Annotated in this window: 22 protein-coding genes and 1 tRNA gene; 15 read left to right on the top strand and 8 right to left on the bottom strand. The window is 65.6% G+C overall.

Annotated elements, in window-relative coordinates; translation table 11 throughout:
- Window positions 1–28: 28 nt before the first annotated feature.
- From SB751_RS10195 to SB751_RS10205, 3 genes are all read right to left on the bottom strand, one after another.
- Complete coding sequence (locus SB751_RS10195; RefSeq protein ID WP_410748009.1) at window positions 29–640, bottom strand: NAD(P)-dependent oxidoreductase; 612 nt, start codon at window positions 638–640, stop codon at window positions 29–31.
- Window positions 641–702: 62 nt separating this feature from the next.
- Window positions 703–1,140: an Rrf2 family transcriptional regulator gene (locus SB751_RS10200; protein WP_144200848.1), complete on the bottom strand. Its 438-nt coding sequence runs from the start codon at window positions 1,138–1,140 to the stop codon at window positions 703–705.
- A 305-nt stretch (window positions 1,141–1,445) separates the two neighbouring features.
- Window positions 1,446–1,532: transfer RNA gene (locus SB751_RS10205), tRNA-Leu, on the bottom strand.
- Between the two features lie 69 nt (window positions 1,533–1,601).
- On the opposite strand from SB751_RS10205, the gene rnr reads away from it, so the two are divergent.
- The 3 genes from rnr to SB751_RS10220 are packed head-to-tail and all read left to right on the top strand — an operon-like array spanning window position 1,602 to window position 5,739.
- Window positions 1,602–4,208, top strand: a complete 2,607-nt coding sequence (rnr, locus tag SB751_RS10210; RefSeq protein WP_144200846.1) for a ribonuclease R — start codon at window positions 1,602–1,604, stop codon at window positions 4,206–4,208.
- Between the two features lie 42 nt (window positions 4,209–4,250).
- Entirely contained in the window at window positions 4,251–4,994 is a 744-nt protein-coding gene (rlmB, locus tag SB751_RS10215; RefSeq protein ID WP_144200844.1) for a 23S rRNA (guanosine(2251)-2'-O)-methyltransferase RlmB, read from the top strand.
- Between the two features lie 16 nt (window positions 4,995–5,010).
- Entirely contained in the window at window positions 5,011–5,739 is a 729-nt protein-coding gene (locus SB751_RS10220) for an SIR2 family NAD-dependent protein deacylase (RefSeq protein ID WP_186296938.1), read from the top strand.
- Window positions 5,740–5,743: 4 nt separating this feature from the next.
- Here SB751_RS10220 and tal read toward each other — a convergent pair whose 3' ends face one another.
- Window positions 5,744–6,700, bottom strand: coding sequence for a transaldolase (tal, locus tag SB751_RS10225; RefSeq protein ID WP_313819097.1), 957 nt, complete (start codon window positions 6,698–6,700; stop codon window positions 5,744–5,746).
- A gap of 146 nt (window positions 6,701–6,846) precedes the next feature.
- Between tal and rpiA the strand changes: the two genes are divergently transcribed.
- Window positions 6,847–7,533, top strand: a complete 687-nt coding sequence (gene rpiA, locus SB751_RS10230; protein WP_144200840.1) for a ribose-5-phosphate isomerase RpiA — start codon at window positions 6,847–6,849, stop codon at window positions 7,531–7,533.
- A gap of 102 nt (window positions 7,534–7,635) precedes the next feature.
- On the opposite strand, the gene SB751_RS10235 is transcribed toward rpiA, so the two are convergent.
- Window positions 7,636–7,908 (bottom strand): oxidative damage protection protein, encoded by a 273-nt coding sequence (locus SB751_RS10235; RefSeq protein ID WP_144200838.1) that lies wholly within the window; start codon window positions 7,906–7,908, stop codon window positions 7,636–7,638.
- 127 nt (window positions 7,909–8,035) lie between these two features.
- Window positions 8,036–9,505, bottom strand: a complete 1,470-nt coding sequence (gene argA, locus SB751_RS10240; RefSeq protein WP_211943946.1) for an amino-acid N-acetyltransferase — start codon at window positions 9,503–9,505, stop codon at window positions 8,036–8,038.
- Window positions 9,506–9,528: 23 nt separating this feature from the next.
- On the opposite strand from argA, the gene hrpA reads away from it, so the two are divergent.
- The 7 genes from hrpA (at window position 9,529) to SB751_RS10275 (ending at window position 18,526) form a co-directional block, all read left to right on the top strand.
- Window positions 9,529–13,542, top strand: a complete 4,014-nt coding sequence (hrpA, locus tag SB751_RS10245) for an ATP-dependent RNA helicase HrpA (protein ID WP_377731770.1) — start codon at window positions 9,529–9,531, stop codon at window positions 13,540–13,542.
- Between the two features lie 127 nt (window positions 13,543–13,669).
- On the top strand, window positions 13,670–14,656 hold the full coding sequence (locus tag SB751_RS10250) for a beta-propeller fold lactonase family protein (RefSeq protein WP_211943906.1): 987 nt from the start codon (window positions 13,670–13,672) through the stop codon (window positions 14,654–14,656).
- 13 nt (window positions 14,657–14,669) lie between these two features.
- Entirely contained in the window at window positions 14,670–15,485 is an 816-nt protein-coding gene (locus tag SB751_RS10255) for a polysaccharide deacetylase family protein (RefSeq protein ID WP_211943898.1), read from the top strand.
- Entirely contained in the window at window positions 15,485–16,477 is a 993-nt protein-coding gene (locus tag SB751_RS10260) for a sterol desaturase family protein (RefSeq protein WP_144200830.1), read from the top strand. The genes SB751_RS10255 and SB751_RS10260 overlap by 1 nt, the downstream gene beginning before the upstream one ends.
- An 80-nt stretch (window positions 16,478–16,557) precedes the next feature.
- A complete protein-coding gene (locus SB751_RS10265) occupies window positions 16,558–17,433 on the top strand; it encodes an EI24 domain-containing protein (RefSeq protein WP_144200828.1) in 876 nt (291 codons plus the stop codon).
- 12 nt (window positions 17,434–17,445) lie between these two features.
- Window positions 17,446–18,246 carry a competence/damage-inducible protein A gene (locus SB751_RS10270; protein ID WP_144200826.1) on the top strand — a complete coding sequence of 267 codons (801 nt, stop codon included), beginning with the start codon at window positions 17,446–17,448 and terminating at the stop codon, window positions 18,244–18,246.
- Between the two features lie 112 nt (window positions 18,247–18,358).
- Window positions 18,359–18,526, top strand: coding sequence for a hypothetical protein (locus SB751_RS10275; protein ID WP_186296937.1), 168 nt, complete (start codon window positions 18,359–18,361; stop codon window positions 18,524–18,526).
- A gap of 13 nt (window positions 18,527–18,539) precedes the next feature.
- On the opposite strand, the gene SB751_RS10280 is transcribed toward SB751_RS10275, so the two are convergent.
- Window positions 18,540–19,004, bottom strand: a complete 465-nt coding sequence (locus tag SB751_RS10280) for a rhodanese-like domain-containing protein (protein WP_144200824.1) — start codon at window positions 19,002–19,004, stop codon at window positions 18,540–18,542.
- Window positions 19,005–19,516: 512 nt separating this feature from the next.
- Here SB751_RS10280 and SB751_RS10285 point away from each other — a divergent pair.
- From SB751_RS10285 to ntrC, 4 genes are all read left to right on the top strand, one after another.
- Entirely contained in the window at window positions 19,517–20,932 is a 1,416-nt protein-coding gene (locus SB751_RS10285) for a 3-hydroxylaminophenol mutase (RefSeq protein WP_144200822.1), read from the top strand.
- 202 nt (window positions 20,933–21,134) lie between these two features.
- Window positions 21,135–21,662 (top strand): DUF4124 domain-containing protein, encoded by a 528-nt coding sequence (locus SB751_RS10290; protein ID WP_410748058.1) that lies wholly within the window; start codon window positions 21,135–21,137, stop codon window positions 21,660–21,662.
- A gap of 10 nt (window positions 21,663–21,672) precedes the next feature.
- The gene (gene glnL, locus SB751_RS10295) at window positions 21,673–22,812 is read left to right on the top strand and encodes a nitrogen regulation protein NR(II) (protein ID WP_144200820.1); all 1,140 of its coding nucleotides are present in this window, start codon (window positions 21,673–21,675) and stop codon (window positions 22,810–22,812) included.
- A gap of 112 nt (window positions 22,813–22,924) precedes the next feature.
- The gene (gene ntrC / locus SB751_RS10300; RefSeq protein ID WP_144200818.1) at window positions 22,925–24,499 is read left to right on the top strand and encodes a nitrogen regulation protein NR(I); all 1,575 of its coding nucleotides are present in this window, start codon (window positions 22,925–22,927) and stop codon (window positions 24,497–24,499) included.
- A 63-nt stretch (window positions 24,500–24,562) separates the two neighbouring features.
- Here the strand turns inward: ntrC and SB751_RS10305 are convergent, their stop codons facing one another.
- The gene (locus SB751_RS10305; RefSeq protein WP_409558940.1) at window positions 24,563–25,360 is read right to left on the bottom strand and encodes an HAD-IIB family hydrolase; all 798 of its coding nucleotides are present in this window, start codon (window positions 25,358–25,360) and stop codon (window positions 24,563–24,565) included.
- Window positions 25,361–25,442 lie beyond the last annotated feature (82 nt).

Genomic DNA, 25,442 nt, shown 5'->3' on the forward strand with positions numbered 1-25,442 from the left:
CGTCGGCTGCGCCGTCCGCGATCCGGACTCAGTAGCCGACCGTGAAGCGCCGGCGCACATGCGCCGGCGCTTCAATCTCGTCGAGCATGGCGATCGCGTAGTCCTCCATCGAGATCGAACTCTTGCCAGCCGCATCGGCCAGCAGTTCCTCCCCGCCGAGGCGGAAATTGCCCGTGCGTTCGCCCGGCAGGAACAGGGCGGAGGGTGACAGGAACGTCCACGCCAGCGCGGTCTCGCCGCGCAGCGCATTCAGGAAGTCACGACCTGCAGCGGCCTCGTCCTTGTACTGGGCCGGGAACGTCGGCGTATCGACCAGTTGCATGCCGGGCGCCACGAACAGGCTGCCCGCGCCACCCACTACCAGCAAGCGCTCGACCCGAGCGGCCTTCACCGCATCGACGATCTGCGGCGCCTTGGCTTGCAGGAACCGCACGGTGCTGATGACGGCATCGTGGCCCGTCAGGGCGGCGGCCAGGGCAGCGCCGTCGGCCACATCTACATTGCGTGCTGTCACGCCGGCGCGGTCCGGCAGGCTGCTGGCCTGGCGGGCGAGGGTGGTCACGGTGTGGCCGCGGCGCAGTGCTTCGTCGGTCAGGCGGGTGCCCACGTTGCCGGTGGCGCCGATGATGGCGATCTTCATGGTTGTTGCCCCTTTGTAGTGGCGATATGAAACTAAACTGGTTACATATCGAGGTAAAAAAATCAGCGCTTGCGGCGCTGTGCGGCGGCGTGTTCGACATTTTCGAGCATGCCGGCAATGGTAATGCCTGCGAGCGTGGCGTCCATGGCAGCTTGCGCCCGGTCTGCCACCTGGCGCAGCGCCCCGGTGATTTCACGGCCGACCATGCAGGCCGGGTTGGGCGCGCTCTGGTGCAGCGTGATCATCGACGGTGTTTCCACAGCCCGGAACACTTCGAGCAATGTAATGGCCGATGCGGGCCGCGCGAGCATGGCGCCGCCGGTGCTGCCCATCGTGGTGGTCACGAATCCCGCGTCGGTCAAGGCGCCGATCATGCGCCGGATCAGTGCCGGGTTCGTGCCGACGCTGCCGGCGATCATCGACGACGGCACGGGGCCGTCGCTCTGCGCGAGCAGGGTCAGGATATGAACGGCGACGGCAAACCGGCTGCTGGTACTCATGGGGGGAATCTCAATGTGAAACCATCATAGTTACAGATGTCCGGGCTGTCAACGCGGTAAATGGCCATTGTTGCCGTTTGTTTTTCGCCAAGGGTGGCCGAATCGTGCCGGATAATGCTGGAATCGGCACTGAAACTGATACACTCATCGACGGCGCCATGCCGCCAATGAATTCACAGCCGGAAAGGCATAGAGGGGAGTGCGGATTTGCAGGTTTCTCGGATCAGCGTCGGCAGCGCGAAAAACAATGCGATGCCGCAAAACAAAAAGCCCGCAACTTGCGTTGCGGGCTTCTCGCTGAAACCTGGTGCCCAGGAGAGGACTCGAACCTCCACAGTGTTGCCACCGCTAGGACCTGAACCTAGTGCGTCTACCAATTCCGCCACCTGGGCAGGTGTCGAAACAACCGAAGCCGCCATTATAGCGACCGTAAAACGTTTGTCAAATAGTTTCCAGAAAAATTGAATCAGAACAACTATCCGATCCCTAGCCGGGAAGAAATCCTCGGCGTGCTGAGAACTTCGGGGTCGCCGCAATCGGCAGGCGATATCGCCAAGGCCCTGGCCGTTACGCGCAAGGAGCACGACGGCTTCCAGAAGCGCCTCGCCGCCATGGAGCGCGACGGCCAGATCGAACTGAACCGCAAGGGCCGCTACGAGCTGGCCCATCAACCGAATTTCATCGTCGGCCGCGTGCAGGGGCACCGCGACGGTTTCGGTTTCCTGATTCGCGATGACGGCGAGGACGACATCTTCCTGCCAGAGCGCGAACTCCAGAAGGCGATGCACAACGACCGTGCGCAAGTGCGCGTGGTGGGCTACGACCGCCGTGGCCGCCCGGAAGGGCAGATCGTCGAGATCGTCGAGCGCGCCAACCGCTATGTGATTGGCCGCCTGCTGTCCGAAAACGGCGTGCTGGTGGTAGCGCCCGAGGACAAGCGCATCGGTCAGGACATCCTGATTCCGCCCAAGCAGCAGGGCAAGGCCCGCGTGGGGCAGGTGGTCAGCGTGGAGCTGATCGAGTATCCGGACCGCTACGTGCAGCCAGTGGGCCGCGTGGTGGAAGTGCTGGGAGATATCGACGATCCCGGCATGGAGATCGAGATCGCCGTGCGCAAGTACGGCGTGCCGCATGAGTTCTCGCCGGCCGCCGCCAAGGAAGCGCAGGGGCTGCCGGACGAGGTGCGCGAGGCTGACCTCGACCATCGCATCGACTTGCGCGACATCCCGCTGGTCACCATCGATGGCGAGGACGCGCGCGACTTCGACGATGCCGTCTACTGCGAGCCGGTCAAGATTGGCCGGGCCAAGGGCTGGCGCCTGATCGTGGCGATTGCCGATGTGTCGCACTACGTGCGACCCGGCACGCCACTGGACGCCGATGCGCTGGATCGCGCCACGTCGGTCTACTTCCCGCGCCGCGTGATTCCGATGCTGCCCGAGAAGCTGTCCAACGGCCTCTGCTCGCTGAACCCGCAGGTGGACCGCCTGTGCATGGTCTGCGACGCGGTGATCACGGCCAAGGGCGAGCTCAAGGGCTACCAGTTCTACCCGGCGGTGATGCACTCCAAGGCGCGCCTGACCTACAACGAGGTCTGGGCCGTGCTGTCGAACACCAAGGGTCCCGAGGCGCACAAGCGCGGCGACCTGGTGCCCCATCTGCAGAACCTGTACGAGCTGTTCCAGGTTCTGCTCAAGGCGCGACGCGAGCGCGGGGCAATCGACTTCGACACCACCGAGACCTACATCGTCTGCAACGCGCAGGGCAAGATCGAGCAGATCCTGCCGCGCACCCGCAACGACGCGCACCGGCTGATCGAGGAGTGCATGCTGACGGCCAACGTCTGCGCGGCCGACTTCCTCGAGCGCTTCAAGCATCCGGCGCTGTACCGCATCCACGCGGGCCCGAGCGAGGAAAAACTCAAGAATCTGCGGGAGTTCCTGCGCACGTCCGGCCTGTCACTGGGCGGCGGCGACAAGCCGCAGGCATCGGACTACGCCGAGGTGATGGACAAGATCAAGTCCCGCCCGGACGCGGCGATGCTCCAGACCATGCTGCTGCGCTCGATGCAGCAGGCGGTCTACAGCCCCGACAACATCGGCCACTTCGGTCTCGCGTATGAGGCATATGCCCACTTCACGAGCCCGATCCGCCGCTATCCCGACCTGCTCGTGCACCGCGCGATCAAGGCCGTGCTGGCGCACACCAAGTATCAGCCGGCGTTCCCGCCTGGCACCGAACTGAACACGGCCGTTTCGCCCAAGGCGCGCCGCATGAATGCGGCCGACGCCGAGAAGAAGGCGCAGAACTCGGCCGCCCGGGCCAAGCGCAATGAGGCGATCTGGGACGAGCTGGGCCTGCACTGCTCGGCGAACGAGCGCCGGGCCGACGAGGCCTCGCGTGACGTGGAAGCCTGGCTGAAGTGCTACTTCATGCGCGACAAGCTCGGCAGCGACTTCGCCGGCACGGTCAGCGCGGTTACCTCGTTCGGCATCTTCGTACAGCTCGACGAACTCTATGTCGAAGGGCTGGTGCACGTGACCGAACTGGGCAGCGACTACTTCCAGTTCGACGAGGCGCGTAACGAACTGCGCGGCGAGCGCACGGGTATCCGCTATCGGTTGACCGACCGCGTGCGCGTGCAGGTGTCGCGCGTGGATCTGGACGCCCGCAAGATCGATTTCCGCCTGGTGCAGGAGCCGTCGGCCAAGACGCTGCGCGCCCGCACGACGGGACCCGAGGTGCAGCCGCGTGTGCCGGCCGCCCACGCGGTGCCCGCGCGCAAGAAGGGCCGCCAGCTGGCGGCGCTGCTTGGCGGCACGTCGAAGCCCGAGGAATCGTTCGACGAGACGCTGGACCGCGTGATCGAGGAGCAGCCGGTATTCGAGGCCGTGATGACGCCGCTGAAGCCGCATGTCGGCCATGCGCCGCATGGCAAGACCGGCGGCAAGCCGGCCAAGCGCGCGGCCAAGCCCAAGCCCGCGCACCTCGAGAAGCCACGCAAGCCCACGGCCAAGCGGACCGCCAAGGCGGCGGCCAAGACCGCCCGCCCGGCACGCAAGCGGTAAAACACGCGGCGCCGGGGTGGCCATGGCGGGTACAATCCCGCCATGGCCAAACACAAACTCCTGATCGGCTTTCATGCCGTGAACGCACGCCTTCGCCAAGACGCGAAGAGCGTGTCCGACATCTATATCGAATCCAACCGGCGCGACCGCCGCATGCAGGACTTTATCCGCCTCGCGGAAAGCCTGAGCGTGCGCCTGCACCCGGTGGATGCCGACCGCCTGCGCGGCATGGCCGGCACCGATCGCCACCAGGGCGTGGTGGCGCGCGCCGACGACATCTCGCTGGCACTCAATCTGGACGAACTGCTCGATAGCATCGAAGGCACGCCGCTGCTGCTGGTGCTCGATGGCGTGACTGATCCGCACAACCTCGGCGCCTGCCTGCGCGTGGCCGATGGCGCCGGCGCGCACGCGGTGATCGCCCCGAAGGACCGCAGCGTCGGGCTGAACACCACGGTGGCCAAGGTGGCCAGCGGCGCGGCCGAAACCGTGCCCTACATCACCGTGACCAACCTCGCGCGCACGCTGCGCGAGCTGCAGGAACGCGGCATCTGGGTGGTCGGCACGGCTGACGGCACCGAGAAGACGCTGTACGACTTGGATCTCAAGGGCCCGATGGCGATCGTCATGGGTGCCGAAGGCGAGGGCATGCGCCGGCTGACCCGCGAGACCTGCGACGAACTGGTCGGCATTCCGATGGCGGGCGGCGTGGAAAGCCTGAACGTCTCGGTGGCGAGCGGCGTCTGCCTGTACGAAGCGGTACGCCAGCGCCGGCTGCCGCGCTGACATCGGCCTATCGGCGATGATTCTGGACGCGGCATTGCTCGCCCAGGCGCGCGACCGGATCGCGGCGGCCAGCCAGATCTTCGTGCTGACCGGCGCCGGGGTCTCGGCGGAATCGGGCGTGCCGACGTTCCGTGACGCGCTGACCGGCCTCTGGGCCCGCTTCGACCCCGAAGAGCTCGCCACCGAGGCTGCGTACCGGCGCCAGCCGGCGTTGGTCTGGCAGTGGTACGAGCACCGCCGGGCGATGGTTTCTGCCACCCAGCCCAATCCCGCGCACTTCGCACTGGCGCAGCTGGCCGACCAGAGACCGGTCACGCTGGTCACGCAGAACATCGACGGATTGCACCAGCAGGCCGGCAGCCAGCAAGTGATCGAGCTGCACGGCAACCTGTTTGCCAATAAATGGCTGGATGGCTGCGGACGGTGCGACACGGTGCCGCCGGTGCCGGGCGAGCCGCCCCATTGCGCGCTGTGCGGCGCGATGATGCGGCCCGGAGTGGTCTGGTTTGGCGAGGATCTGCCACGCGTGGCGCGCTATCGCGCCGAGCACGCGGCGGAAACCTGCGATCTGTGCCTGGTGGTCGGCACGTCGGGGCTGGTGTACCCGGCGGCGGCGCTGCCGGGCATGGCCCGGGAGAACGGGGCGTTCGTGATCGTGGTCAATCCGCAGCCGTCGGCGCTGGACGCCACCGCGGACCTCGTGCTGGCGGCGCCAGCAGGGCAATGCCTGCCGGCGCTGTGGTAGCGGCCTAGGCGGCCAGCTCTCCCACCAGCTTTTCCAGCTTCACCGCGTCGGCAGCGAACAGGCGGATGCCTTCGGCCAGCTTCTCGGTGGCCATCGCGTCCTCGTTCAGTTGCCAGCGGAAGGCCGGCTCGTCGGCCACGACGCGCGCCACATTCGCCGCCTGCGCATGCTCCACCGACAGCTTGCGCTCGACCGTGCCGCGCCCGGCCGCCAGTTGCTCGAGCAGTTCCGGGCTGATGGTCAGCAGGTCGCAGCCGGCCAGGGCCAGGATCTGGCCGGTGCTGCGGAAGCTCGCGCCCATCACCTCGGTCGCATGGCCGAAACTCTTGTAGTAATCGTAGATCTGCCGCACCGACCGCACGCCCGGGTCGTTGTCGCCGGCATTGGCGTTGGCGTCCCACTTGTCGCCGGCCTGCTTCTTGTACCAGTCGAGGATGCGGCCCACGAACGGGGAGATCAGCTGCGCGCCGGCCTCGGCGCAGGCCACGGCCTGCACCAGCGAGAACAGCAGCGTCATATTGCAGCGGATGTTCTCGCGCTGGAGGATTTCCGCGGCCTTGATGCCTTCCCAGGTGGAGGCGATCTTGATCAGCACGCGCTCCCGCGCCACGCCGCGCTGCTCGTACAGGCCGATCAGGTGGCGCGCCTTGTCCACGGTGGCCTGGGTATCGAACGAGAGCCGCGCATCAACCTCCGTGGACACGCGGCCCGGCACGATGGCCAGGATCTCGCAGCCGAAGGCGATCAGGAGCTGGTCCATCACGGCGTCCAGGCCTGCGCTGCCATGATGGTCGCGCACAGCCTGCTCGAGCAGGGGCCGATATTCGGCTTTCTGCACCGCCTTGAGAATCAGGGACGGATTGGTGGTCGCGTCCTGCGGCGTGTACTGCTTCATCAGCTGGAAGTCGCCAGTATCGGCCACTACCGTGGTGAATTGTCTCAGTTGCTCTAGCTCGGTCATGATCTGTTCCATCCGGTTCCGTCAGTTGCCGCCCGCTTGGGAAGTCAGCTTTCATTGTAACGGCGCTGGCACGGTTGGAAACACCGCCGTCACACGCCGATCCGCTACACTACGCGTTTCCCCCCAAGCAATCAGGCTGTTTTCACATGACGCAGGATGAACTCAAGGCGCTGGTGGCGCAAGCCGCCGCCGACTACGTGAAGCAGGAAGTGCCCCAGGGCGCCGTACTCGGCGTGGGCACCGGCTCCACCGCCAACCTCTTCATCGACGCCATCGCGGCGTTCAAGGAGCGCTTCTCGGGCGCGGTGTCCAGCTCGGAGGCTTCCACGCGACGCCTGCAGCAGCACGGCATCCAGGTGCTGGACCTGAACGAAGTGGACGAGATTCCCGTCTACGTGGACGGCGCCGACGAGATCGACGCCTCGGGCGCCATGATCAAGGGCGGCGGCGGCGCGCTGACGCGCGAGAAGATCGTGGCCGCCGTGGCCGGCCGCTTTGTCTGCATCGCCGATGGCAGCAAGCTCGTGGACACGCTCGGCGCCTTCCCGCTGCCGGTGGAGGTGATCCCGATGGCACGTGCCGCTGTGGCGCGCAAGCTCGCCGCGCTGGGCGGCCAGCCGCGCCTGCGCATGACCAAGGAAGGCGGCATCTACAAGACTGACAACGGCAACGTGATTCTGGACGTCTCGGCGCTGCGCATCAGCCAGCCCAAGGACATCGAGCAGCAGATCAACCAGATCCCGGGCGTGGTGACGGTGGGCCTGTTCGCGCTGCGTGGCGCGGATGTGCTGCTGCTGGGCACGGAGCAGGGCGTGCAACGCACGGACTACTAATAGGATGTATGGCCCGAGCGGCCCGAGCCGCTCAGCCAGTCGCCCATGAAAAAGGGGTGCTTGATAAAGCACCCCTTTTTTTTGTTTTTCCAGACTGGCGAATCAGTTCGCTGGCGGCACGTAGCCGGCGGCAGCATCGGCGCCTTCGCCGAAGAAGTACTTTTCGGTCTGCTTGAGCAGATATTGGCGCGCGCGGGCGTCGGCCATGTTCAGACGATTCTCATTGATCAGCATGGTCTGATGCTTGAGCCAACCGGCCCAGGCTTCCTTCGACACGCTTTGCCAGATCTTCTTGCCAAGTTCGCCCGGCAGCGGCGGGAAGTCGAGGCCTTCGGCTTCCTTGTTCAGCTTGATGCAATGGACCATGCGGGCCATGTGAAACTCCTTGTTCGTGGCGCTTTTGTGGTGCGAGGGGACGCCGATTCGTGATGCCGGTTCTGGGCGGCTGCGTGGCCGCTATTGTAGCCAAGCCCGGCCAAGGCTGGGCTTGGCCCTGCCGGCGTTACAGTTTCTTCATCAGCACCATCGACTTGCGCTGCCAGTTATAGAGCTTGCGCTTGTCCTCGGGCAGGTCGTCCACGGTGGCGTGGACGAAGCCACGCTTCAGGAACCAGTGCTCGGTGCGTGTGGTGAGCACGAACAGCCGGTCCAGCCCCAGCGCGCGGGCGCGGCGCTCGATGCGCTTGAGCAGTCGCTCGCCGTCGCCGGTGCCCTGGGCCTCGGCCGAGACCGTCAGGCAGGCCATCTCGCCCATGTTCTCGCGCGGGAATTCGTAGAGCGCGGCGCAGCCGAACAGCACGCCATCGTGCTCGATCACCGAGAAATTGCCGATATCCCGCTCGATCAGGTGACGTCCACGTGGCACCAGCGTGCCATCGGCCTCGAGCGGTGCAATCAGTTGCAGGATGCCGCCCACGTCGTCGAGCGTGGCTTCCCGCAGGCTTTCCAGGTCGGTATCGGACACCATGGTGCCCACGCCATCGTGCAGGAACAGTTCCAGCAGTACCGAGCCGTCAAGCGAATAGGGGATCAGGTGCGCGCGCGGCACGCCGCCCTTGAGCGCCTTGACCAGATGTTCGAGGTAATAGGCCACGTCCGGCGGCAGGTGGTTGTTCTGCAACCGCTCCACGGCCGTGCGCAGCGACATCTCCTTCATCAGCTTGCCCACCGGGTCCGGCACGCCGGGCACTTCGGTGATGAAGATCAGCTTGTCGGCCTTCAGCGCGCTGGCGGTGGCGCTGGCCACGTCTTCCATCGACAGGTTGAACGCCTGCCCGGTGGGCGAGAAGCCCAGCGGCGACAGCAGTACTACCTTGCCGTGCGAGAGCGACATGTGCATCGAGTCGTAGTCGATCTTGCGCACCAGCCCGGTGTGCTGGTAGTCGACGCCATTGACGATACCCACCGGCCGCGCGGTGATGAAGTTGCCGGAGACCACCGACAGCTGCGCGCCGGCCATCGGCGTGTTCGGCAGGCCCTGGCTGAAGGCGGCCTCGATGTCCAGCCGCAGTTCGCCGGCGGCCTCCTTGGCGCATTCGAGCGCGGCGTTGTCCGTAATGCGCACGCCGTCCGCGTACTGGGATTCCACATGGCGCAATGCCAGCTGCTCTTCCACCTGCGGGCGGGAGCCGAAGACCAGCACGATCTGCATGCCCATGGCGTGCAGCAGCGCCACGTCGTTGACGAGCGCGTTGAGCACGCCGGCCTTGACCATCTCGCCGCTGAAGGCGATTACGAAGGTCTTGCCGCGGAAGGCGTGGATATAGGGTGCGACGGCGCGCAGCCAGTCCACGAACTGCTGGTGGTCCGGGCCGCTGGCCTCGGCCAGCTCGGCGGCGGCCGTGGCGGACGGGATGGGCGTGGCGGGTTCGGCGACGGGAAGGGGGGCTGCGCTCAGGGCAGCGGGGGCATCTTCGTCGGGGGCGACAGGGGCCGGAGCAGGCGCCTGCGCATTGGAGGTTCTGGCGTTCATGCCGCGGATTATAATCCCGGCCAATGTCAGCACAACGCCCCGTCAAACCTGTTTCCCGGCCGCCACGCCCGCCTCGTCCACCCCGTGAGGCGCGCCCGGCGGGCCAGCCCCCCGAGCAGCGGCCCCAGGAGTCTTCCGAGCAGCGGCGCGAGCCGCGGTCCGAGCGCGCGCCGCGCCCGCCGCGTGACGCCCAGCCCCCGCGCGAGCCGCGTCAGCCGCGCGCGGAGCGCCCGGCGCGTCCGGTGCGCCTGGCCAATCCGCTGCCCGAGATCACCTTCCCCGAGGCGCTGCCGGTTTCCGCGCGCCGCGAAGAGATCGCCGCCGCGCTGCAGGCCAGCCAGGTGGTCATCGTGTCCGGCGAGACTGGCTCCGGCAAGACCACCCAGCTGCCGAAGATCGCGCTGTCGATCGGCCGTGGCCCGGCGCGGGAAGGCAAGGAAGGCGGCGGCCTGATCGGCCACACCCAGCCCCGGCGGATCGCCGCCACGTCCACGGCCAAGCGCATTGCCCAGGAACTGGGCACGCCGCTGGGCCAGAACGTCGGCTATCAGGTGCGGTTCAACGACACGATGTCCGCCGGCGCGTCCGTCAAGCTGATGACGGACGGCATCCTGCTGGCGGAGACCCAGAACGACCCGCTGCTGCGCGCCTACGACACGATCATCATCGACGAGGCGCACGAGCGCAGCCTCAACATCGACTTCCTGATCGGCTACCTGCGCCAGATCCTGCCGAAGCGGCCGGACCTGAAGGTGATCATCACGTCCGCGACGATCGACGCCCAGCGGTTCGCCGAGCACTTCGCCCGCAACGGCAAGCCGGCGCCGGTGATCGAGGTCAGCGGGCGGCTGTATCCCGTGGAAGTGCGATACCGGCCGATCCAGTCCGATGCGCCGCCCGACGCCGCGCCGAAATCCGCCCAGGCCCGCGAGCGCGACCTCTACGACGGCATTGTCGAGGCCGTGGACGAGCTGTGCCGGCTCGGTCCCGGCGACGTTCTCGTCTTTCTGCCAGGCGAGCGGGAGATCCGCGAGGCCGCCGAGGCGCTGCGCAAGCACCATCCCCCGCATACCGAGATCCTGCCGCTGTTCGCGCGGCTCTCGGTACAGGAGCAGGAGCGCGTGTTCAAGCCGTCGAACGCGCGGCGCATCGTGCTGGCGACCAACGTGGCCGAAACCTCGCTGACCGTGCCGGGCATCCGCTATGTGGTGGATACGGGGCTTGCGCGCGTCAAGCGCTACTCGTACCGCAACAAGGTGGAGCAGTTGCAGATCGAGCCGGTTTCGCAGGCCGCCGCCAACCAGCGCGCCGGCCGATGCGGCCGGGTAGCCGATGGCGTCTGCATCCGTCTATACGAGGAATCTGATTTCATCGCGCGCGCGCGCTTTACCGATCCGGAAATCCTGCGTTCGTCGCTGGCGGCGGTGATTTTGCGCATGAAGGCGCTGCGGCTGACCGACATCGAGTCGTTTCCGTTCATCGAGCCGCCGTTGGGCCGGGCGGTTGCCGATGGCTACCAGCTCCTGCAGGAACTGGGCGCCGTGGACGAGGCCAACCAGCTCACCGGCACGGGCCGCCAGCTGGCGAAGCTGCCGCTGGACCCGCGCGTGGCGCGCATGATCCTGGCCGCGCGCGAGCAGCAGTGCCTGCGCGAGGTGCTGATCATCGCCAGCGCGCTGTCCGTGCAGGACCCGCGCGACCGTCCGCAGGAGGCGCAGGAAGCCGCCGACCAGGCCCATCGCAAGTTCATGGACGAAAAGTCCGAGTTCCTGGGCTGGGTCAAGCTGTGGAAGTGGTTCGAGGAGGCGGTGGCGCACAAGAAGACCAACCGGCAGCTGCAGGACCAGTGCCGCGCCAACTTCCTCTCGCACGTGCGGCTGCGCGAGTGGCGAGATGTTCACTCGCAACTTCTGACGACGGTGACCGAGCAGGGCTGGCGCCTGAATGAGACGGAACCGACGTTCGAGCAAGTCCACAAGGCGCTGCTGACCGGGCTGCTCGGGAACGTCGGCCTGAAGCTGGACGAGGCCGACGGGCGCGGGCGCGAGTACCTGGGCGCGCGCGGCATCAAGTTCCACCTGTGGCCGGGCTCGCTGATCGCGCGCAAGGTGGGCCGCTGGATCATCGCCGCTGAACTGGTCGAGACGAGCCGGCTGTTCGCACGCACGCTGGCGCGGATCGAGCCGGAATGGATCGAGCAGGTGGGTCGCCATCTGTTGAAGGTGAGCTGGAGCGATCCGCACTGGGAAAAGAAGGCCGGCCAGGTGCTGGCGATGGAGCGCGGCACGCTGTATGGCCTGCCCATCTACCAGCATCGCCGCGTGCACTATGGGCCGATGAACCCCGCCGAGGCGCGCGAGCTGTTTATCCGCCGCGCGCTGGTGGAGGGCGAATTCGACACGAAATTGCCGTTTTACGCCCACAACCAGCGGCTGCGACGCGAAATTGAGAATCTGGAGCACAAGTCGCGCCGGCAGGACGTGCTGGTGGACGACGAGCTGATCTACGCGTTCTATGACCGCGCGCTTCCCGCGGACCTCCATAACCAGACCAGCTTCGAGACCTGGTACCAGGCGGAGAGCGCGAAAGATCGCAAGCTGCTGTACCTGAACCGCGACGAACTGATGCGGCACGAGGCGGCCGGCATCACGACCGACCTGTTCCCGAAGCTGCTGCCGATTGCCGGCGTGGACATGGGGTTGTCGTACCACTTCGAGCCTGGCAGCCACCGCGACGGCGTGACGCTGACCGTGCCGCTATACGCGCTGAACCAGGTGCGGCCCGAGCGCACCGAATGGCTGGTGCCCGGCATGATCAAGGAGAAGGTGCACCTGCTGCTGAAGTCCTTGCCGCAGAAGCTGCGCCGCCACTGCGTGCCGCTGCCCGAGTATGCGGGCGGGTTTGTCGATCGCCAGCCGTTTGGCGAGGGCGAACTGATCGACGTGCTGATTGCCGACATCCGCGAGCAGACCGGCACCATGGTACGGCGCGCCGACTTCAAGCTGGAGACCCTGCCTGCCCATCATTCGATGAACTTCAAGGTCATCGACGAGCATGGCCGGCAGCTCGAAATGGGGCGAAATCTGGCGCAGTTGCGAGCCGAGTTCGGCGGACAGGCGCAGCAGTCGTTCCAGAACATTGCCGCCCGCGACGTGCCGGCGGCCGAGGCCGGCCAGTACGAAAACCTGACGTCGTGGTCGTTCGGCGAACTGCCCGAACTGCTGGAAATCCGCAAGGGCAACCAGACGCTGTTCGGCTATCCGGCCCTTGTGGATCATGGCGACCATTGCGATGTGGAGGTCTTCGACGACCCGCAGGAAGCGGCGCGCATCCACCATACGGGGCTGCGCCGGCTGTTCGCGATCCAACTGCGCGAGCCGGTGAAGTTCATCGAGAAGAACATCCCGAATCTTCAGCAAATGGCGATGCAGTACATGACCCTGGGCACGCAGGAGGAACTGCGCAACCAGATCGTGATGGTCACGCTGGAGCGTGCCTGCATGCAGGCGCCGCTGCCGCGCAACGAGGCCGAGTTCAACGCCCGCAAGGACGAGGGGCGCGCGCGGCTGTCGTTGCTGGCGCAGGAGATGGCGCGGCTGGTGGGCGCGATCCTGGCCGAATACGCGGGGCTGCCGCGCAAGCTGCTCCAGGCCAAGCCGTTCGGCTCCGCCCATCAGGACATGGAGGCGCAGCTGGCGCGGCTGATGACGAAGTCGTTCGTGATCGATACGCCATACACGCAGCTGGTGCACTTCCCGCGCTATCTGAAAGGCATGGCGATGCGCGTGGACAAGCTCAAGGGCGACCCCGGCCGCGACAGCCAGCGTACCCAGGAAATGGCGCCGCTGGTGCAGCAGTGGCAGCGCGCCGAGAAGCTGCTCCGCACGCAGGGCAGGGGGGCCGAGGATGCCCGGCTGGACGAATTCCGATGGATGCTCGAGGAGTTGCGCATCGCGCTGTTCGCGCAGGAGTTGCGCACGCCGGTGCCGATGTCGGTCAAGCGCTTGCAGAAGGTGTGGGAGTCCATGCAGCGCTGAAGCGGGGTTTGTGTCGAAAACCACGGTTTGTGTCCGAATGCCCGGCGAAAGATAAATTCGCGCAAACGGTCAGCGGAACCCCCGGCTCAAACGTTAGAATGCCCGATTCCTCATGGTTGACGGTCTTATGCTCTCGTTGCGTCGTGTTGTGGCTAGCGTGGTGTCGGTCGGCGCGCTGGCATTGGCAGTGGTGTCCGCCTCCGCGCGCGCGGAGGTTGTGACGATCCTTAATTCGGGTGATGCAACCGTCACCTTGATCGACAAGGACACGCAGAAGGTGCTGGAAACCTTTCCCGTCGGCAAGGAACCGCACCACCTGATCGCCACGCCGGACGACAAGTCGCTGATCGTGGCCAACGCGGTCGGCAACGACCTGGTGTTCCTGGATCCGGTGACCGGCAAGGTGCAGCAGCGCGTGCCGAATATCGACGATCCGTACCAGATTGGCTTCTCGCCGGACCAGAAATGGTTCGTGACGACGGGCAACCGGCTCGACCGCGTGGATGTCTACCGCTGGGATGGCCGCCAGCTCAAGATCGCCAAGCAGTTCCCGCTGCCCAAGACGCCCAGCCATATCGCGTTCACGGCGGACAGCAAGATCGCCTTCATCACCCTGCAGGACAGCGACCAGATCGCCGCGATCGACCTCAATTCGCTGACCGTGCTCTGGACCATGGACGCCGGCTCGGCGCCGGCTGGAATCTGGGTGACGCCGGACCAGAAATACCTGCTGGTGGGCATGACGGGCGCCGACTACGTGGCCGTGATCGACTGGCGCACGCGCACCGTGGTCAAGCAGATCCAGACCGGCAAAGGCGCGCACAACTTCCGCGCGGTGGGCGACAAGCGCCACCTGTTCCTGACCAATCGCGTCTCGGGGTCCATCAGCATCATCGACCAGCAGACGCTCTCGAAGGTGGGCGACATCACCGGCCTGCTGCCGGGCCCGGACGACATGGAGTTGACTGCCGACGGCAAGACGCTCTGGGTGACGTTCCGCTGGGCGCGCTCGGTGGGGCTGATCGACGTGGCGAGCCGCAAGCTGGTCAAGACCATCCGCGTGGGCAAGTCGCCGCACGGCATCTACTTCCGCACGCGGGCGCCGCTCTATTGAGACAGGGTTCGACATGGCTCGGCTGCTGATTCGTATTCTTGCCGTGCTGGCATCGATGCTGGCCCTGGCCGGCGCTGCCTCGGCGGCGGACGCCGCCGCCAGTTGCCGCGCCGGCACGCTGTACTTGACCTTCGACACCGGCAGCATGAGCCAGGCGGAACTGATCGCCCGCACACTGCGCCGGCACCATATCCGCGCCACGTTCTTTCTGGCCAGCGAGCCGACTGTCAACCACGACAACTCCCTCGACCCGACCTGGGCCCCTTACTGGAAGGCGCTGGCCGCCGATGGGCACGTGTTTGGCTCCCATACGTTCGACCACGTCTACCTGCGCGGGGTGCACGGAGACAAGGTGACGATGCGTCCGCAGTTTGGCGCGCAGGGCGGCAAGGACGTCGCGATGACAGCCGACGCGTTCTGCACGGAACTGCGCCGCAGTGCCAAGGCGTTCCAGTCGATGACGGGCCAGCCGATGGCGCCGATCTGGCGTGCGCCGGGCGGCCGCACCGCCCCGCAGACGCTGGCCTGGGCCGAGCAATGCGGCTTCAGGCATGTAGGCTGGGCGCCGGCCGGCTTCCTCGGCGATGAGCTGTCGTCCGAGAAATTTCCGAATCAGGCCTTGCTGGACCGCGCGTTGCGTGACCTCCGGGATGGCGATATTACGATGGCGCACCTTGGCATCTGGTCGCGCAAGGACCCTTGGGCGCCGGGTGTGCTCGAACCGCTGCTGACCGGCCTCGAACAGAAGGGATTCTGCTTCGCCACGCTGCGCGAGCATCCCCGCTACAAGGACTGGTTCCAGCAGCACGGGGCGGAGGGCAGGCGGTAATGTGGGACGCATTCACTAACTGGATCAGCCTCTGGGCGGGCCAGGTGGAAGCCACGGTATTCCAGGACGTGGTGCTGCCGGTGGTCTACCAACTCGGTTTCGGCGGCTACGCCGAGGACGCCTTCACCGGCACCGAATGGCTGCTGGTTGGGGTGGTGCAGATCGCAGTGATGGCGCTGATTCTTGGGCCGCTGGAGAAATTGCGACCCGTGGAGCCGGTGACGGACCGCGCCGCCGTGCGCACCGACATGCTCTATACGATGATCCATCGCCTGGGCCTGTTCCGGCTCGCGATGTTTTTCGTGCTGGCACCGCTGATGGATGGCCTCGAGGGCCATCTGCGCCTGCTGGGCTGGCAGCGGATCAATGTAGAGGACTGGTGGCCCGGCGTGACGTCGATCCCGCTGGTCAGCTTCTTCGTCTACCTGCTGCTGTTCGACCTGCTCGACTACTGGTATCACCGGTTTTCGCATACCTACCGCTGGTGGTGGAGCCTGCACGCCACACATCACAGCCAGCGCCAGATGACGCTCTGGAGCGACAATCGCAACCATCTTCTGGACGATATGCTACGCGACGCGGTCTTTGCGACCGTGGCGCTGGCGGTTGGCGTGGAGCCGTCGCAGTACGTGCTGCTGGTGGCGCTTTCGCAACTGCTGCAAAGTCTCCAGCATGCCAACCTGCGACTGCATTTCGGCTGGCTTGGCGAGCGGCTGCTGGTCTCGCCGCGTTTCCATCGCACCCACCATGCGGTGGGGCTCGGCCATGAGCAGCAGACGGCAGGCAAGCCGGTGCGGCTTGGCGGCTGCAACTACGGCGTGATCTTTCCGTGGTGGGACATGCTGTTCCGGACGGCCCGATTCGTCGATGCCTACCATCCGACGGGCATCCGGGACCAGCTTCCGCCACCCACCGGCCACGGCCGCGACTACGGCGCGGGATTCCTGGCACAGCAGTGGCTGGGCGTGAAGCGGCTGCTGCGCCTGCGCTGACCGGGAACGCCGTCGGCGTGGGATCTTTTCGGCCTGTGCTAGGCTCTGAAGGTTTTTCCGACCGCTTTCCTCTTTCCTGAATGAACGATATCTTCCGCTCGTTTGGCCGTGCCCTGATCAGCCAGCTGCATCCGCGCATGCTGATGCTGACGCTGGTGCCATTCGTCCTCGCCACCGTGCTCTGGGGCGGCCTGATCTGGTGGGGCTGGGACCCGATCATGGGCGGCGCGCGCGCCATCCTCGAAGGTTCCGTCTTCACGAGCTGGATCTACTCCGCGCTGGACTGGCTCGGCCTGCAGTCGCTGCGCACCGTGGTGGCGCCGCTGTTCGTGCTGACGATGGCCGTGCCGCTGGTCATTGCGTCGATGCTGATCTTCATCAGCCTGTTCTCGGTGCCGGCCGTGGTGAAACACCTGGATCGCAGCTACCCGGGGCTGCTCAAGGCGCGCGGCGGCAGCGTCGCCGGCAGCGTGTTCCAGGCGCTCGGCAACACCGTGGTGTTCCTGCTGCTGGTGCTCGTGACGATGCCGCTATGGCTGATTCCACCGTTCTTCGCGCTGATTCCGCCCGTGCTGTGGGGCTGGCTCACCTACCGTGTGATGACCTACGACGCCCTGGCCGAGCACGCCACGGCCGAGGAGCGCAAGACGCTGATGAAGCGCCATCGCACCTCGCTGCTGATGATCGGCGTGGCCGTGGGCCTGCTCGGCTCCGCGCCGACCTTGCTGTGGGTCTGGTCGGCTGTCATCATCTTCCTGTTTCCGGTGGTGCTGGCCGGCACACTGTGGCTGTACGTGCTGATCTTCATCTTCTCGGCGCTCTGGTTCGGCCATTTCTGCCTGCGGGCATTGGCCGAATTGCGCGCCGAGCGCGACGCCGCGGCACCCCCGCCGCCGCCAGCTACCGACGTGATCGACCTGGCGCCGGGCGACGTGCGCCGCATTGAACAATCCTGAGCGAGGAACACCATGGGTTTCGGTTTGATTGTCATCGGCGATGAGATCCTGTCCGGACGGCGCGAGGACAAGCATATGCGCCGGACCATCGAACTGCTGGGCGCACGCGGCCTGGCGCTGGACTGGGCCGAGTATGTGGGCGACGAGCGCGAGCGCATCACCGCCACGCTGCGCCGCACGCTGGCTGGGCCAGACGTGGTCTTCTGCACGGGCGGCATCGGCGCCACGCCGGATGACCACACGCGCCAGTGTGCGGCGGCCGCGCTGGGCGTGGAACTGGCGCTACACCCCGAGGCGCGTGAGCAGATTGCGCTGCGCATTGCCGAGACCGCCAACGGCGACCCGGTCAAGGCGGACCTGAACCTGCCCGAGAACCAGCATCGCTTCAAGATGGGCGAATTTCCGGTCGGGGCGCGCATCATCCCCAATAGCTATAACCGCATTCCGGGCTTCTCGGTCGCCGACCATCATTTCATGCCCGGCTTCCCGGTCATGGCGTGGCCGATGATGGAATGGGTGCTGGACCACTATTACGCTCACCTGTTCCACCTGGAAGTGGCGCAGTCACGCGCTTTCTATGTGTTCGAGGCGCCCGAGTCCACCCTGACGCCGCTGATGGAGCAGGTGGAGGCCGCATTCGCCGGCATCCGCGTATTCAGCCTGCCATCCGTGGGCGATGTGAGCCGGGGCGACCGCTTCGCGCGGCGCCACATCGACCTCGGGGTGAAGGGGCCGGCAGAACAGATCTCGCCGGCCTATGCGATGCTGCTCGAGGGCGTCCGCGCCATGGGGTACGAGATCGTCGAGCAGTAGAAACCCAGTCTGATGGGTGGCATGCGGGAACTCGTGCGAAGCGCCATTGATCAGCATCGGCGTCTTGTGCGGCTTCCTGGGCTGGCTAGTCAATATGGTAGGCATCGGGTCCATGGCAGTCCTCATTCTGCTGCCGGTGGTCCTGTTGTTCGTCATGTGGGCATACATGGCGATTCTGATCTTTGCCGTACCCTGGTTCGGGCACTACTGTCTCCAGGCGCTGGCTGACCTGCGCGCGGAGCGGGCGACCCCGCTCCCACACGCCATGGACGGGCGCTAGCTGACGGCTCCCCTTACGCCCCGTGCCACGGCAGGTTGCGCTTGCACCAGCCTTCCACGGTCTTGCGGTGGTATTCCTCGTCGCGGGCGCCTTCGAAGCCTTCCAGCACATCCATCGCATACGAATAGCCGGCCTCGGCCGCCAGCCGGGCCGCGTGCTTCGAGCGCGCGGCGCTGCGGCACAGGAACAGCACCGGCGCATCGGTCGGGACGCGAGCCTTGAGTTCCTCGATGAAATTCGGGTTTTGCTTGCCGCCGGGGTAGCTGTTCCATTCCACATGGGCGAATTGCTCGTCCGGCAGGTTCACGCCGCCTACCCAATCCAGTTCAGCCTGCGTGCGTACGTCCACGAGCACAGCCTTCGGGTCGGCCTGCAGCAGTTCATAGGCTTGCTGCGGGTCCAGCGCGCCGAAGTACGCAAGCTGGTTCTGTTGCTGGCGCGCGTGCGCCGCCTGGAGGAGGTCGTCTCGGGTAGTCATCTTCTGTGACGGAGTCAATAAGAGAAGCGGGAGAAAAGCGGGTTCGCTGTGCCGGGGCAACAGCGTTGCCCGGCATCTGGCGCGGCACTGGGATGTCGCCGCGTTCGGCGCTATTCTAGCGCGCAGCCACGGCCATCCCCGGAAAATCAGTGCTCGCGGCGCGCGCCCGTCTTCGGTGCGCATTTTGGTGCGACAGCACTAAAATAGTGCGTTTTCTTGCTTCATGCACCGTAATGGTGTTTGATGAAGTTGCTGCGTGGCGGTGCGCAAGTGGATCGTTAGCCGCGCCGGCACGGCCCGGTCGAGTTGTATGCAATCCGCGACCCCCGCCACGGTGCGGCGTGACCGATCACTGCACATTTTTCGGGATGGCGAGGGCAAATGAGGGCGTCGGTTGGCATGCTTTCTGCTAACATTCCTCGTCCCTTTTGGGGCGGTTCCCGCGAGGGTTTTCCGGGGCCGGACCCAACAATGGCTTTCCCAGACTCAGCCCGAATTTCCAGGAGATAGGCATGGCCCACAGCGTTGCAGATGTGATGAAGCTCGTGAAGGAAAACGACGTCAAGTTCGTCGATTTCCGTTTCACGGATACCAAAGGCAAGGAGCAACACGTGTCTGTGCCCGTGTCGCACTTCGACGAAGACAAGTTCGAGAGCGGCCACGCCTTCGACGGTTCCTCGATCGCCGGCTGGAAGGGTATCGAAGCTTCGGACATGCTGCTGATGCCGGATTCGAACACGGCCCACATCGACCCGTTCTACGAAGAACCGACGCTGGTGCTGACCTGCGACGTGATCGAGCCGTCGGACGGCAAGGGTTACGACCGCGATCCGCGTTCCATCGCGAAGCGCGCCGAAGCCTACCTGAAGAGCACCGGCCTGGGCGACACCGCCTTCTTCGGTCCGGAACCTGAATTCTTCATTTTCGACGGCGTGACCTGGAACGTCGACATGCAGGGTTGCTCGGTGAAGATCCATTCCGAGGAAGCCCCGTGGTCGTCGGGCAAGGAATTCGAGCACGGCAACAGCGGTCACCGTCCGGGCAAGAAGGGCGGCTACTTCCCGGTTGCCCCGATCGACACCTTCCAGGACATCCGTTCGGAAATGTGCCTGATCCTCGAATCGCTCGGCATTCCCGTTGAAGTCCACCACCACGAAGTGGCTGGCCAGGGCCAGAACGAAATCGGCACGCGTTTCAGCACGCTGGTACAGCGCGCCGACTGGACCCAGCTCCAGAAGTACGTGATCCAGAACGTGGCGCACACCTACGGCAAGACGGCGACGTTCATGCCGAAGCCGGTGGTGGGCGACAACGGTTCGGGCATGCACGTGCACCAATCCGTGTGGAAGGACGGCCAGAACCTGTTCGCAGGCAACGGCTACGCCGGCCTGTCGGAATTCGCGCTGTACTACATCGGCGGCATCATCAAGCACGCCCGCGCCCTGAACGCGCTGACCAACCCGGGCACGAACTCGTACAAGCGTTTGGTGCCGGGCTTCGAAGCCCCGGTCAAGCTGGCTTACTCGGCCCGCAACCGTTCGGCCTCGATCCGCATTCCGTACGTGGCGAACCCGAAGGGCCGCCGTATCGAAACGCGCTTCCCGGATCCGCTGATGAACCCGTACCTGGGCTTCTCGGCGCTGCTGATGGCCGGCCTGGACGGCGTGATGAACAAGATCCACCCGGGCGAAGCTGCCGACAAGAACCTGTACGACCTGCCGCCGGAAGAGGATGCAAAGATCCCGACCGTCTGCTCGAGCCTCGACCAGGCCCTGGAATACCTCGACAACGACCGTGAGTTCCTGACCCGCGGCGGTGTGTTCTCCAACTCCATGCTCGATGCCTACATCGAACTGAAGATGGAAGAAGTCACGCGTTTCCGCATGACGACGCACCCGATCGAGTTCGAGATGTACTACTCGCTGTAATCGCGTCCGGTTGCCAGGTTGTCACCGGGCAACAGTTGCACCAGGAAGGGGCGGCTTCGGCTGTCCCTTTTTGTTTTGCGGGCGGGTTGATCGCTAGAATGGGGCTCCTTTCCTAACCTTCATGCCGATGTTCATGAACGCGATGTCAAACAAGGTCATGCGCAGCCGCCAAGGCGGACTGTCGCACCAGGGTTCATACCGGATGACGCACCAGATCCGGGTGGGATTCCCCATTATGGTGATGGCCATGGCGCTGGGGCTTGGCGCCTGGAGCCGGCCCGCGCCGGCGCAGTCATCGGATGTCTATATGTGCAAGGGCCCGAACGGCGTGCCCGAGTACCGCAACGGCAATCCGGGCGGTAGCAAGGACTGCAGGAAGCTGAGCTTGCCTGACGTGATCACGGTGCCGGGCACGCGCACTGCCAGCTCGGGCGGCGGCAAGTCGGCCGCGCCAGCGGCGTCTCCTGCGGCCTTCCCGCGTGTGGACAGCGCTACGCAGAAGAACCGCGACGGCGAGCGCCGCGCGGTGCTGGAGCAGGAACTCCAGAGCGAGGAAGCCAAGCTGGCCGGGCTGCGCGCCGAGTACAACAACGGCGAGCCCGAGCGCCAGGGCAACGAGCGCAATTATCAGAAATATCTCGATCGCACGGCGCGCCTGCGTGACGACGTCGCGCGCAGCGAGGCCAACGCCGCCTCCCTGCGCCGTGAGCTATCGAACCTGAAGGAATAGTGAAATGGCCATGGGTCGCCTGATTCGCGGAGTGTCGCGCAAAGTCACCGGAGCAGACCGCAAGGCGGAAGCCGAGATCCTGCCGTTGGGCGACGCGGCGTTCCACCCCGGCCTGGACGTGGTGGCCAACCCGGTGCTGCTGGTGCGCCAGCCGGGGCTGCAGGTCGTCTACGCGAATCCGGCCGCCGAGGCCAGCTTTGCGCTGTCCCGCCGGGCGATGGTGGAGTTGACGCTGCCAGACCTCTTCGGCCAGATCGATGAGCTGGACAGCATGATCGAGACGGTGATCGCGCGGCAGGTCGACGTGCGGCGCCAGGACCTCGTGCTGCGCCCGCCGCTGCAGGAGCCGCTGCATGCCCACGTCGTGATCGGGGCGATCGAAGGTCATGCCAATACGGTCCTGGTTGAGATTCTTCTGAACGAGCAGAAGGTGCGCAGCGACCGCGAGGAGCGCATCCTCGACCTGACCTCGGCCAACAAGGAACTGATCCGCAACCTGGCCCACGAGATCAAGAATCCGCTCGGGGGCATCCGTGGCGCGGCCCAGTTGCTGGAGTTCGAGTTGCCCGAACGATCCCTGCGCGAGTACACGCAGGTCATCATCAAGGAGTCGGACCGCCTGCAAACGCTGGTGGACCGGCTGCTGGAGCCGCACCGGCACCCGCATATCGTCTCGGACCTCAATATCCACGAGGTCCTGGAGCGGGTGCGCTCGGTGGTGCTGGCCGAATTCCCGAACGGGCTGGAGATCGTGCGCGACTACGACGCGAGCCTGCCCGACCTGCGCGGCGACATGGAGCAACTGATCCAGGCCGTGCTGAACATCGTGCACAACGCTGCCCAGGCGCTGCACGAGCGCATCGCGCGTGGCGATGCCCAGATCGTATTGCGGACGCGGGTGGCGCGGCAGGTGACGATTGCCAAGCGATTGTTCAAGCTGGCATTGGACTTGCATGTCATCGATAACGGCCCGGGCATCCCCGAGGACATCCGCGAACGCATCTTCTATCCATTGGTATCGGGCAGGGACGGCGGCAGCGGACTCGGTCTCACACTCGCTCAAACCTTCGTGCAGCAGCACGAGGGCTTGATCGAATGCGAGAGCCGGCCGGGCTGTACCGACTTCCGTATCCTGCTGCCGCTGCACTGACACCCCACGCCTTCTGACCGGCCAGGATGTGCGAGCGGTGCGGGACCTGCCTGAGTGGGAATATGGCGGGACAACGGGAGACCACATGACACCGAGCAGACAAGCGACGCACATGAAGCCGATCTGGATAGTCGACGACGATCAATCAATCCGCTGGGTCCTCGAGAAGGCCCTTGCCCGTGAAAGCCTGCTCTCTCGCAGTTTTACCAATGTCCGCGACGTGCTCGCGGCGCTGGAGGATGACGAGCCACAGGTCCTGATTTCCGATATCCGCATGCCTGGCGGATCGGGCCTGGACCTGCTGCAGGCCATCAAGGCGCGGCACCCCGGCCTGCCGGTCATCGTGATGACCGCGTATTCCGATCTGGACAGCGCCGTGGCGGCCTTCCAGGGTGGCGCCTTCGAATACCTGGCCAAGCCATTCGATGTTGACAAGGCCGTCGAACTGATCCGGCGCGCGCTCGAAGAGAGCCTGCGCGAGGAGGAAATGGACGATCGGCTAGTCGACGCGCCCGAGATCCTCGGCCAGGCGCCGGCGATGCAGGACGTGTTCCGCGCCATCGGCCGCCTGTCGCAGTCGAACGTGACGGTGATGATTACCGGCGAGTCCGGTACCGGCAAGGAGCTCGTCGCCCGGGCCCTGCACAAGCACAGCCCGCGCGCCAACGGGCCATTTATCGCGCTCAACACGGCGGCGATTCCGAAGGACCTGCTGGAATCCGAGCTGTTCGGCCACGAGCGCGGCGCGTTCACGGGTGCGCAGACGATGCGGCGCGGCCGCTTCGAGCAAGCCGAGGGCGGCACGCTGTTCCTCGACGAAATCGGCGATATGCCATTCGATCTGCAAACGCGGCTGTTGCGCGTGCTGTCGGACGGCAACTTCTATCGCGTGGGTGGCCACAACCCGTTGCGCGCCAATGTGCGCGTGATCGCGGCCACGCACCAGAACCTCGAGACGCGCGTGAAGGAGGGGCTGTTCCGTGAGGACTTGTTCCACCGCCTGAACGTCATTCGTCTGCGGCTGCCGCCGCTGCGCGAGCGGCCCGAGGACATCACGCTGCTGGCGCGCCATTTCCTGCAGAAGAGTGCCAAGGAGCTTGGCGTGGAACCCAAGCGCATGTCCGACGAGGCGCTGGCCTACGTCAGCACGCTACCGTTCCCGGGCAACGTGAGACAGCTTGAGAACCTGTGCAACTGGCTGACCGTGATGGCGCCGGCGCAGACCATCGAAGTCAAGGATATGCCACGCGAGATGATCGGCACGTCCCAGGCGGAAAGTACCGGTTCGTCGATGCGCGCGCCGGGTGGCGAGCCGCGCATGGCGGGTGGCGACTATGACGCGATCGAGACGTCGGACTACGGCATGGGCACGCCGGCAGGCGAGGGCGACACGATGGTCGCCACACGTCCGCCGATGACCGCCACGGCGCCAGGCATGGCGTCCGCACCGGCCTTCGCAGGCAATGCGGTATCCGCGAGCTGGGAATCGCTGCTGGCCGGCGAGGCCAAGTCGATGCTGGAAGCCGGCCAACCCGAGGTCATGGATGTGCTGACGCGGCGCTTCGAGAAAGCTGTGCTCGAAGCCGCGCTGGGCGTCACACGCGGGCGTCGCGTGGAAGCGGCCACCCGGCTTGGGATTGGACGGAATACGATTACCCGCAAGTTGCAGGAGCTGGGATTCGATTGATGTCCCGCAGTTGAGACGTCTCTCTCCTCTCCCGCTGCGGGGAGGAGAGAAGCAAGAACAGTCTCAGCCGTTGCCGCGTACCGCCAACAGGCGCTCCGCCATCTCGGCGAAGCCTTCACCGCCGGCCGCCTCCGTGACGTAGGCCGGCGCCACCGGCAACTGATCCAGAATCTCCCGCACGTTCGCCACGCCCACCGACAACGGGAAGTGGCCGAACATCGCCGCGTCATTGGCCGAATCGCCAATGAACAGCCATTCGTCGCGCGCGGCGTCGACGTCATCCCCCAGCAGCTCCTGCACGCAAAGCCGGCTCATTGATAGCTTGTCATGGTCGCCGAACCAGCCGTTCACATGGATCGAGCTGACCGTGGCCGTCATGCCGGCCTCGCGCATCAGCGCGGCAATCCGGTCCACCGCCGGCTGGGGCAGGGGTGCCACGTCCTCGGCATGGTCGATGGCAAGATCCGCCGCGTGCCATGCCTGATCCGATGCCAGCGCGCAGCCCGGCACGTCCCGCAAGATCCGCTCGCCAAGTGCGTGGATCTTCTTAAGATTGCTGGCGCGTGTCTGCGCATCGTCGAGGAAGCGCGTGATCAGCTTGTTATCGCGCAAATGTGAGAAGAAGGCGCCATTTTCGCCGATGATGGCATCGACCGGCCAGAGCCGGACGAGGATCTCAGCCCACGCAATGCAGCGCCCTGTAACGGGTACGACATGTAGCCCGGCCCGGGCCAGCCGGTCCAGTGCGAGATAGGTGGGGGCGGGCAGTCGTCCATCGGTCGTCAGGGTGCCGTCGATGTCGGTCAGGATGCCGCGTACGCGGCGCAGGGCGGCGTCCGGCAAGGTGGCGAAGGGTTTCATCGTGCTCATGGGCGAGAATTGTACGCAAACGTCCCCCGGCGCGGCACAGCCGATTGTGTGACATCAATGTGTCGTCAAAATG

The organism is Cupriavidus sp. SIMBA_020 (genome assembly GCF_046535395.1).
Lineage (GTDB): Bacteria > Pseudomonadota > Gammaproteobacteria > Burkholderiales > Burkholderiaceae > Cupriavidus > Cupriavidus campinensis.

Excerpts from the sequence above, each read along its gene's own strand:
- SB751_RS10195 (WP_410748009.1), bottom strand. The coding sequence starts at position 640 with ATGAAGATCGCCATCATCGGCGCCACCGGCAACGTGGGCACCCGCCTG.
- SB751_RS10200 (WP_144200848.1), bottom strand. The coding sequence starts at position 1,140 with ATGAGTACCAGCAGCCGGTTTGCCGTCGCCGTTCATATCCTGACCCTG.
- rlmB (WP_144200844.1), top strand. The coding sequence starts at position 4,251 with ATGGCCAAACACAAACTCCTGATCGGCTTTCATGCCGTGAACGCACGC.
- SB751_RS10220 (WP_186296938.1), top strand. The coding sequence starts at position 5,011 with ATGATTCTGGACGCGGCATTGCTCGCCCAGGCGCGCGACCGGATCGCG.
- tal (WP_313819097.1), bottom strand. The coding sequence starts at position 6,700 with ATGACCGAGCTAGAGCAACTGAGACAATTCACCACGGTAGTGGCCGAT.
- rpiA (WP_144200840.1), top strand. The coding sequence starts at position 6,847 with ATGACGCAGGATGAACTCAAGGCGCTGGTGGCGCAAGCCGCCGCCGAC.
- SB751_RS10235 (WP_144200838.1), bottom strand. The coding sequence starts at position 7,908 with ATGGCCCGCATGGTCCATTGCATCAAGCTGAACAAGGAAGCCGAAGGC.
- argA (WP_211943946.1), bottom strand. The coding sequence starts at position 9,505 with ATGAACGCCAGAACCTCCAATGCGCAGGCGCCTGCTCCGGCCCCTGTC.
- hrpA (WP_377731770.1), top strand. The coding sequence starts at position 9,529 with ATGTCAGCACAACGCCCCGTCAAACCTGTTTCCCGGCCGCCACGCCCG.
- SB751_RS10250 (WP_211943906.1), top strand. The coding sequence starts at position 13,670 with ATGCTCTCGTTGCGTCGTGTTGTGGCTAGCGTGGTGTCGGTCGGCGCG.
- SB751_RS10255 (WP_211943898.1), top strand. The coding sequence starts at position 14,670 with ATGGCTCGGCTGCTGATTCGTATTCTTGCCGTGCTGGCATCGATGCTG.
- SB751_RS10260 (WP_144200830.1), top strand. The coding sequence starts at position 15,485 with ATGTGGGACGCATTCACTAACTGGATCAGCCTCTGGGCGGGCCAGGTG.
- SB751_RS10265 (WP_144200828.1), top strand. The coding sequence starts at position 16,558 with ATGAACGATATCTTCCGCTCGTTTGGCCGTGCCCTGATCAGCCAGCTG.
- SB751_RS10270 (WP_144200826.1), top strand. The coding sequence starts at position 17,446 with ATGGGTTTCGGTTTGATTGTCATCGGCGATGAGATCCTGTCCGGACGG.
- SB751_RS10275 (WP_186296937.1), top strand. The coding sequence starts at position 18,359 with ATGGCAGTCCTCATTCTGCTGCCGGTGGTCCTGTTGTTCGTCATGTGG.
- SB751_RS10280 (WP_144200824.1), bottom strand. The coding sequence starts at position 19,004 with ATGACTACCCGAGACGACCTCCTCCAGGCGGCGCACGCGCGCCAGCAA.
- SB751_RS10285 (WP_144200822.1), top strand. The coding sequence starts at position 19,517 with ATGGCCCACAGCGTTGCAGATGTGATGAAGCTCGTGAAGGAAAACGAC.
- SB751_RS10290 (WP_410748058.1), top strand. The coding sequence starts at position 21,135 with ATGACGCACCAGATCCGGGTGGGATTCCCCATTATGGTGATGGCCATG.
- glnL (WP_144200820.1), top strand. The coding sequence starts at position 21,673 with ATGGGTCGCCTGATTCGCGGAGTGTCGCGCAAAGTCACCGGAGCAGAC.
- ntrC (WP_144200818.1), top strand. The coding sequence starts at position 22,925 with ATGAAGCCGATCTGGATAGTCGACGACGATCAATCAATCCGCTGGGTC.
- SB751_RS10305 (WP_409558940.1), bottom strand. The coding sequence starts at position 25,360 with ATGAAACCCTTCGCCACCTTGCCGGACGCCGCCCTGCGCCGCGTACGC.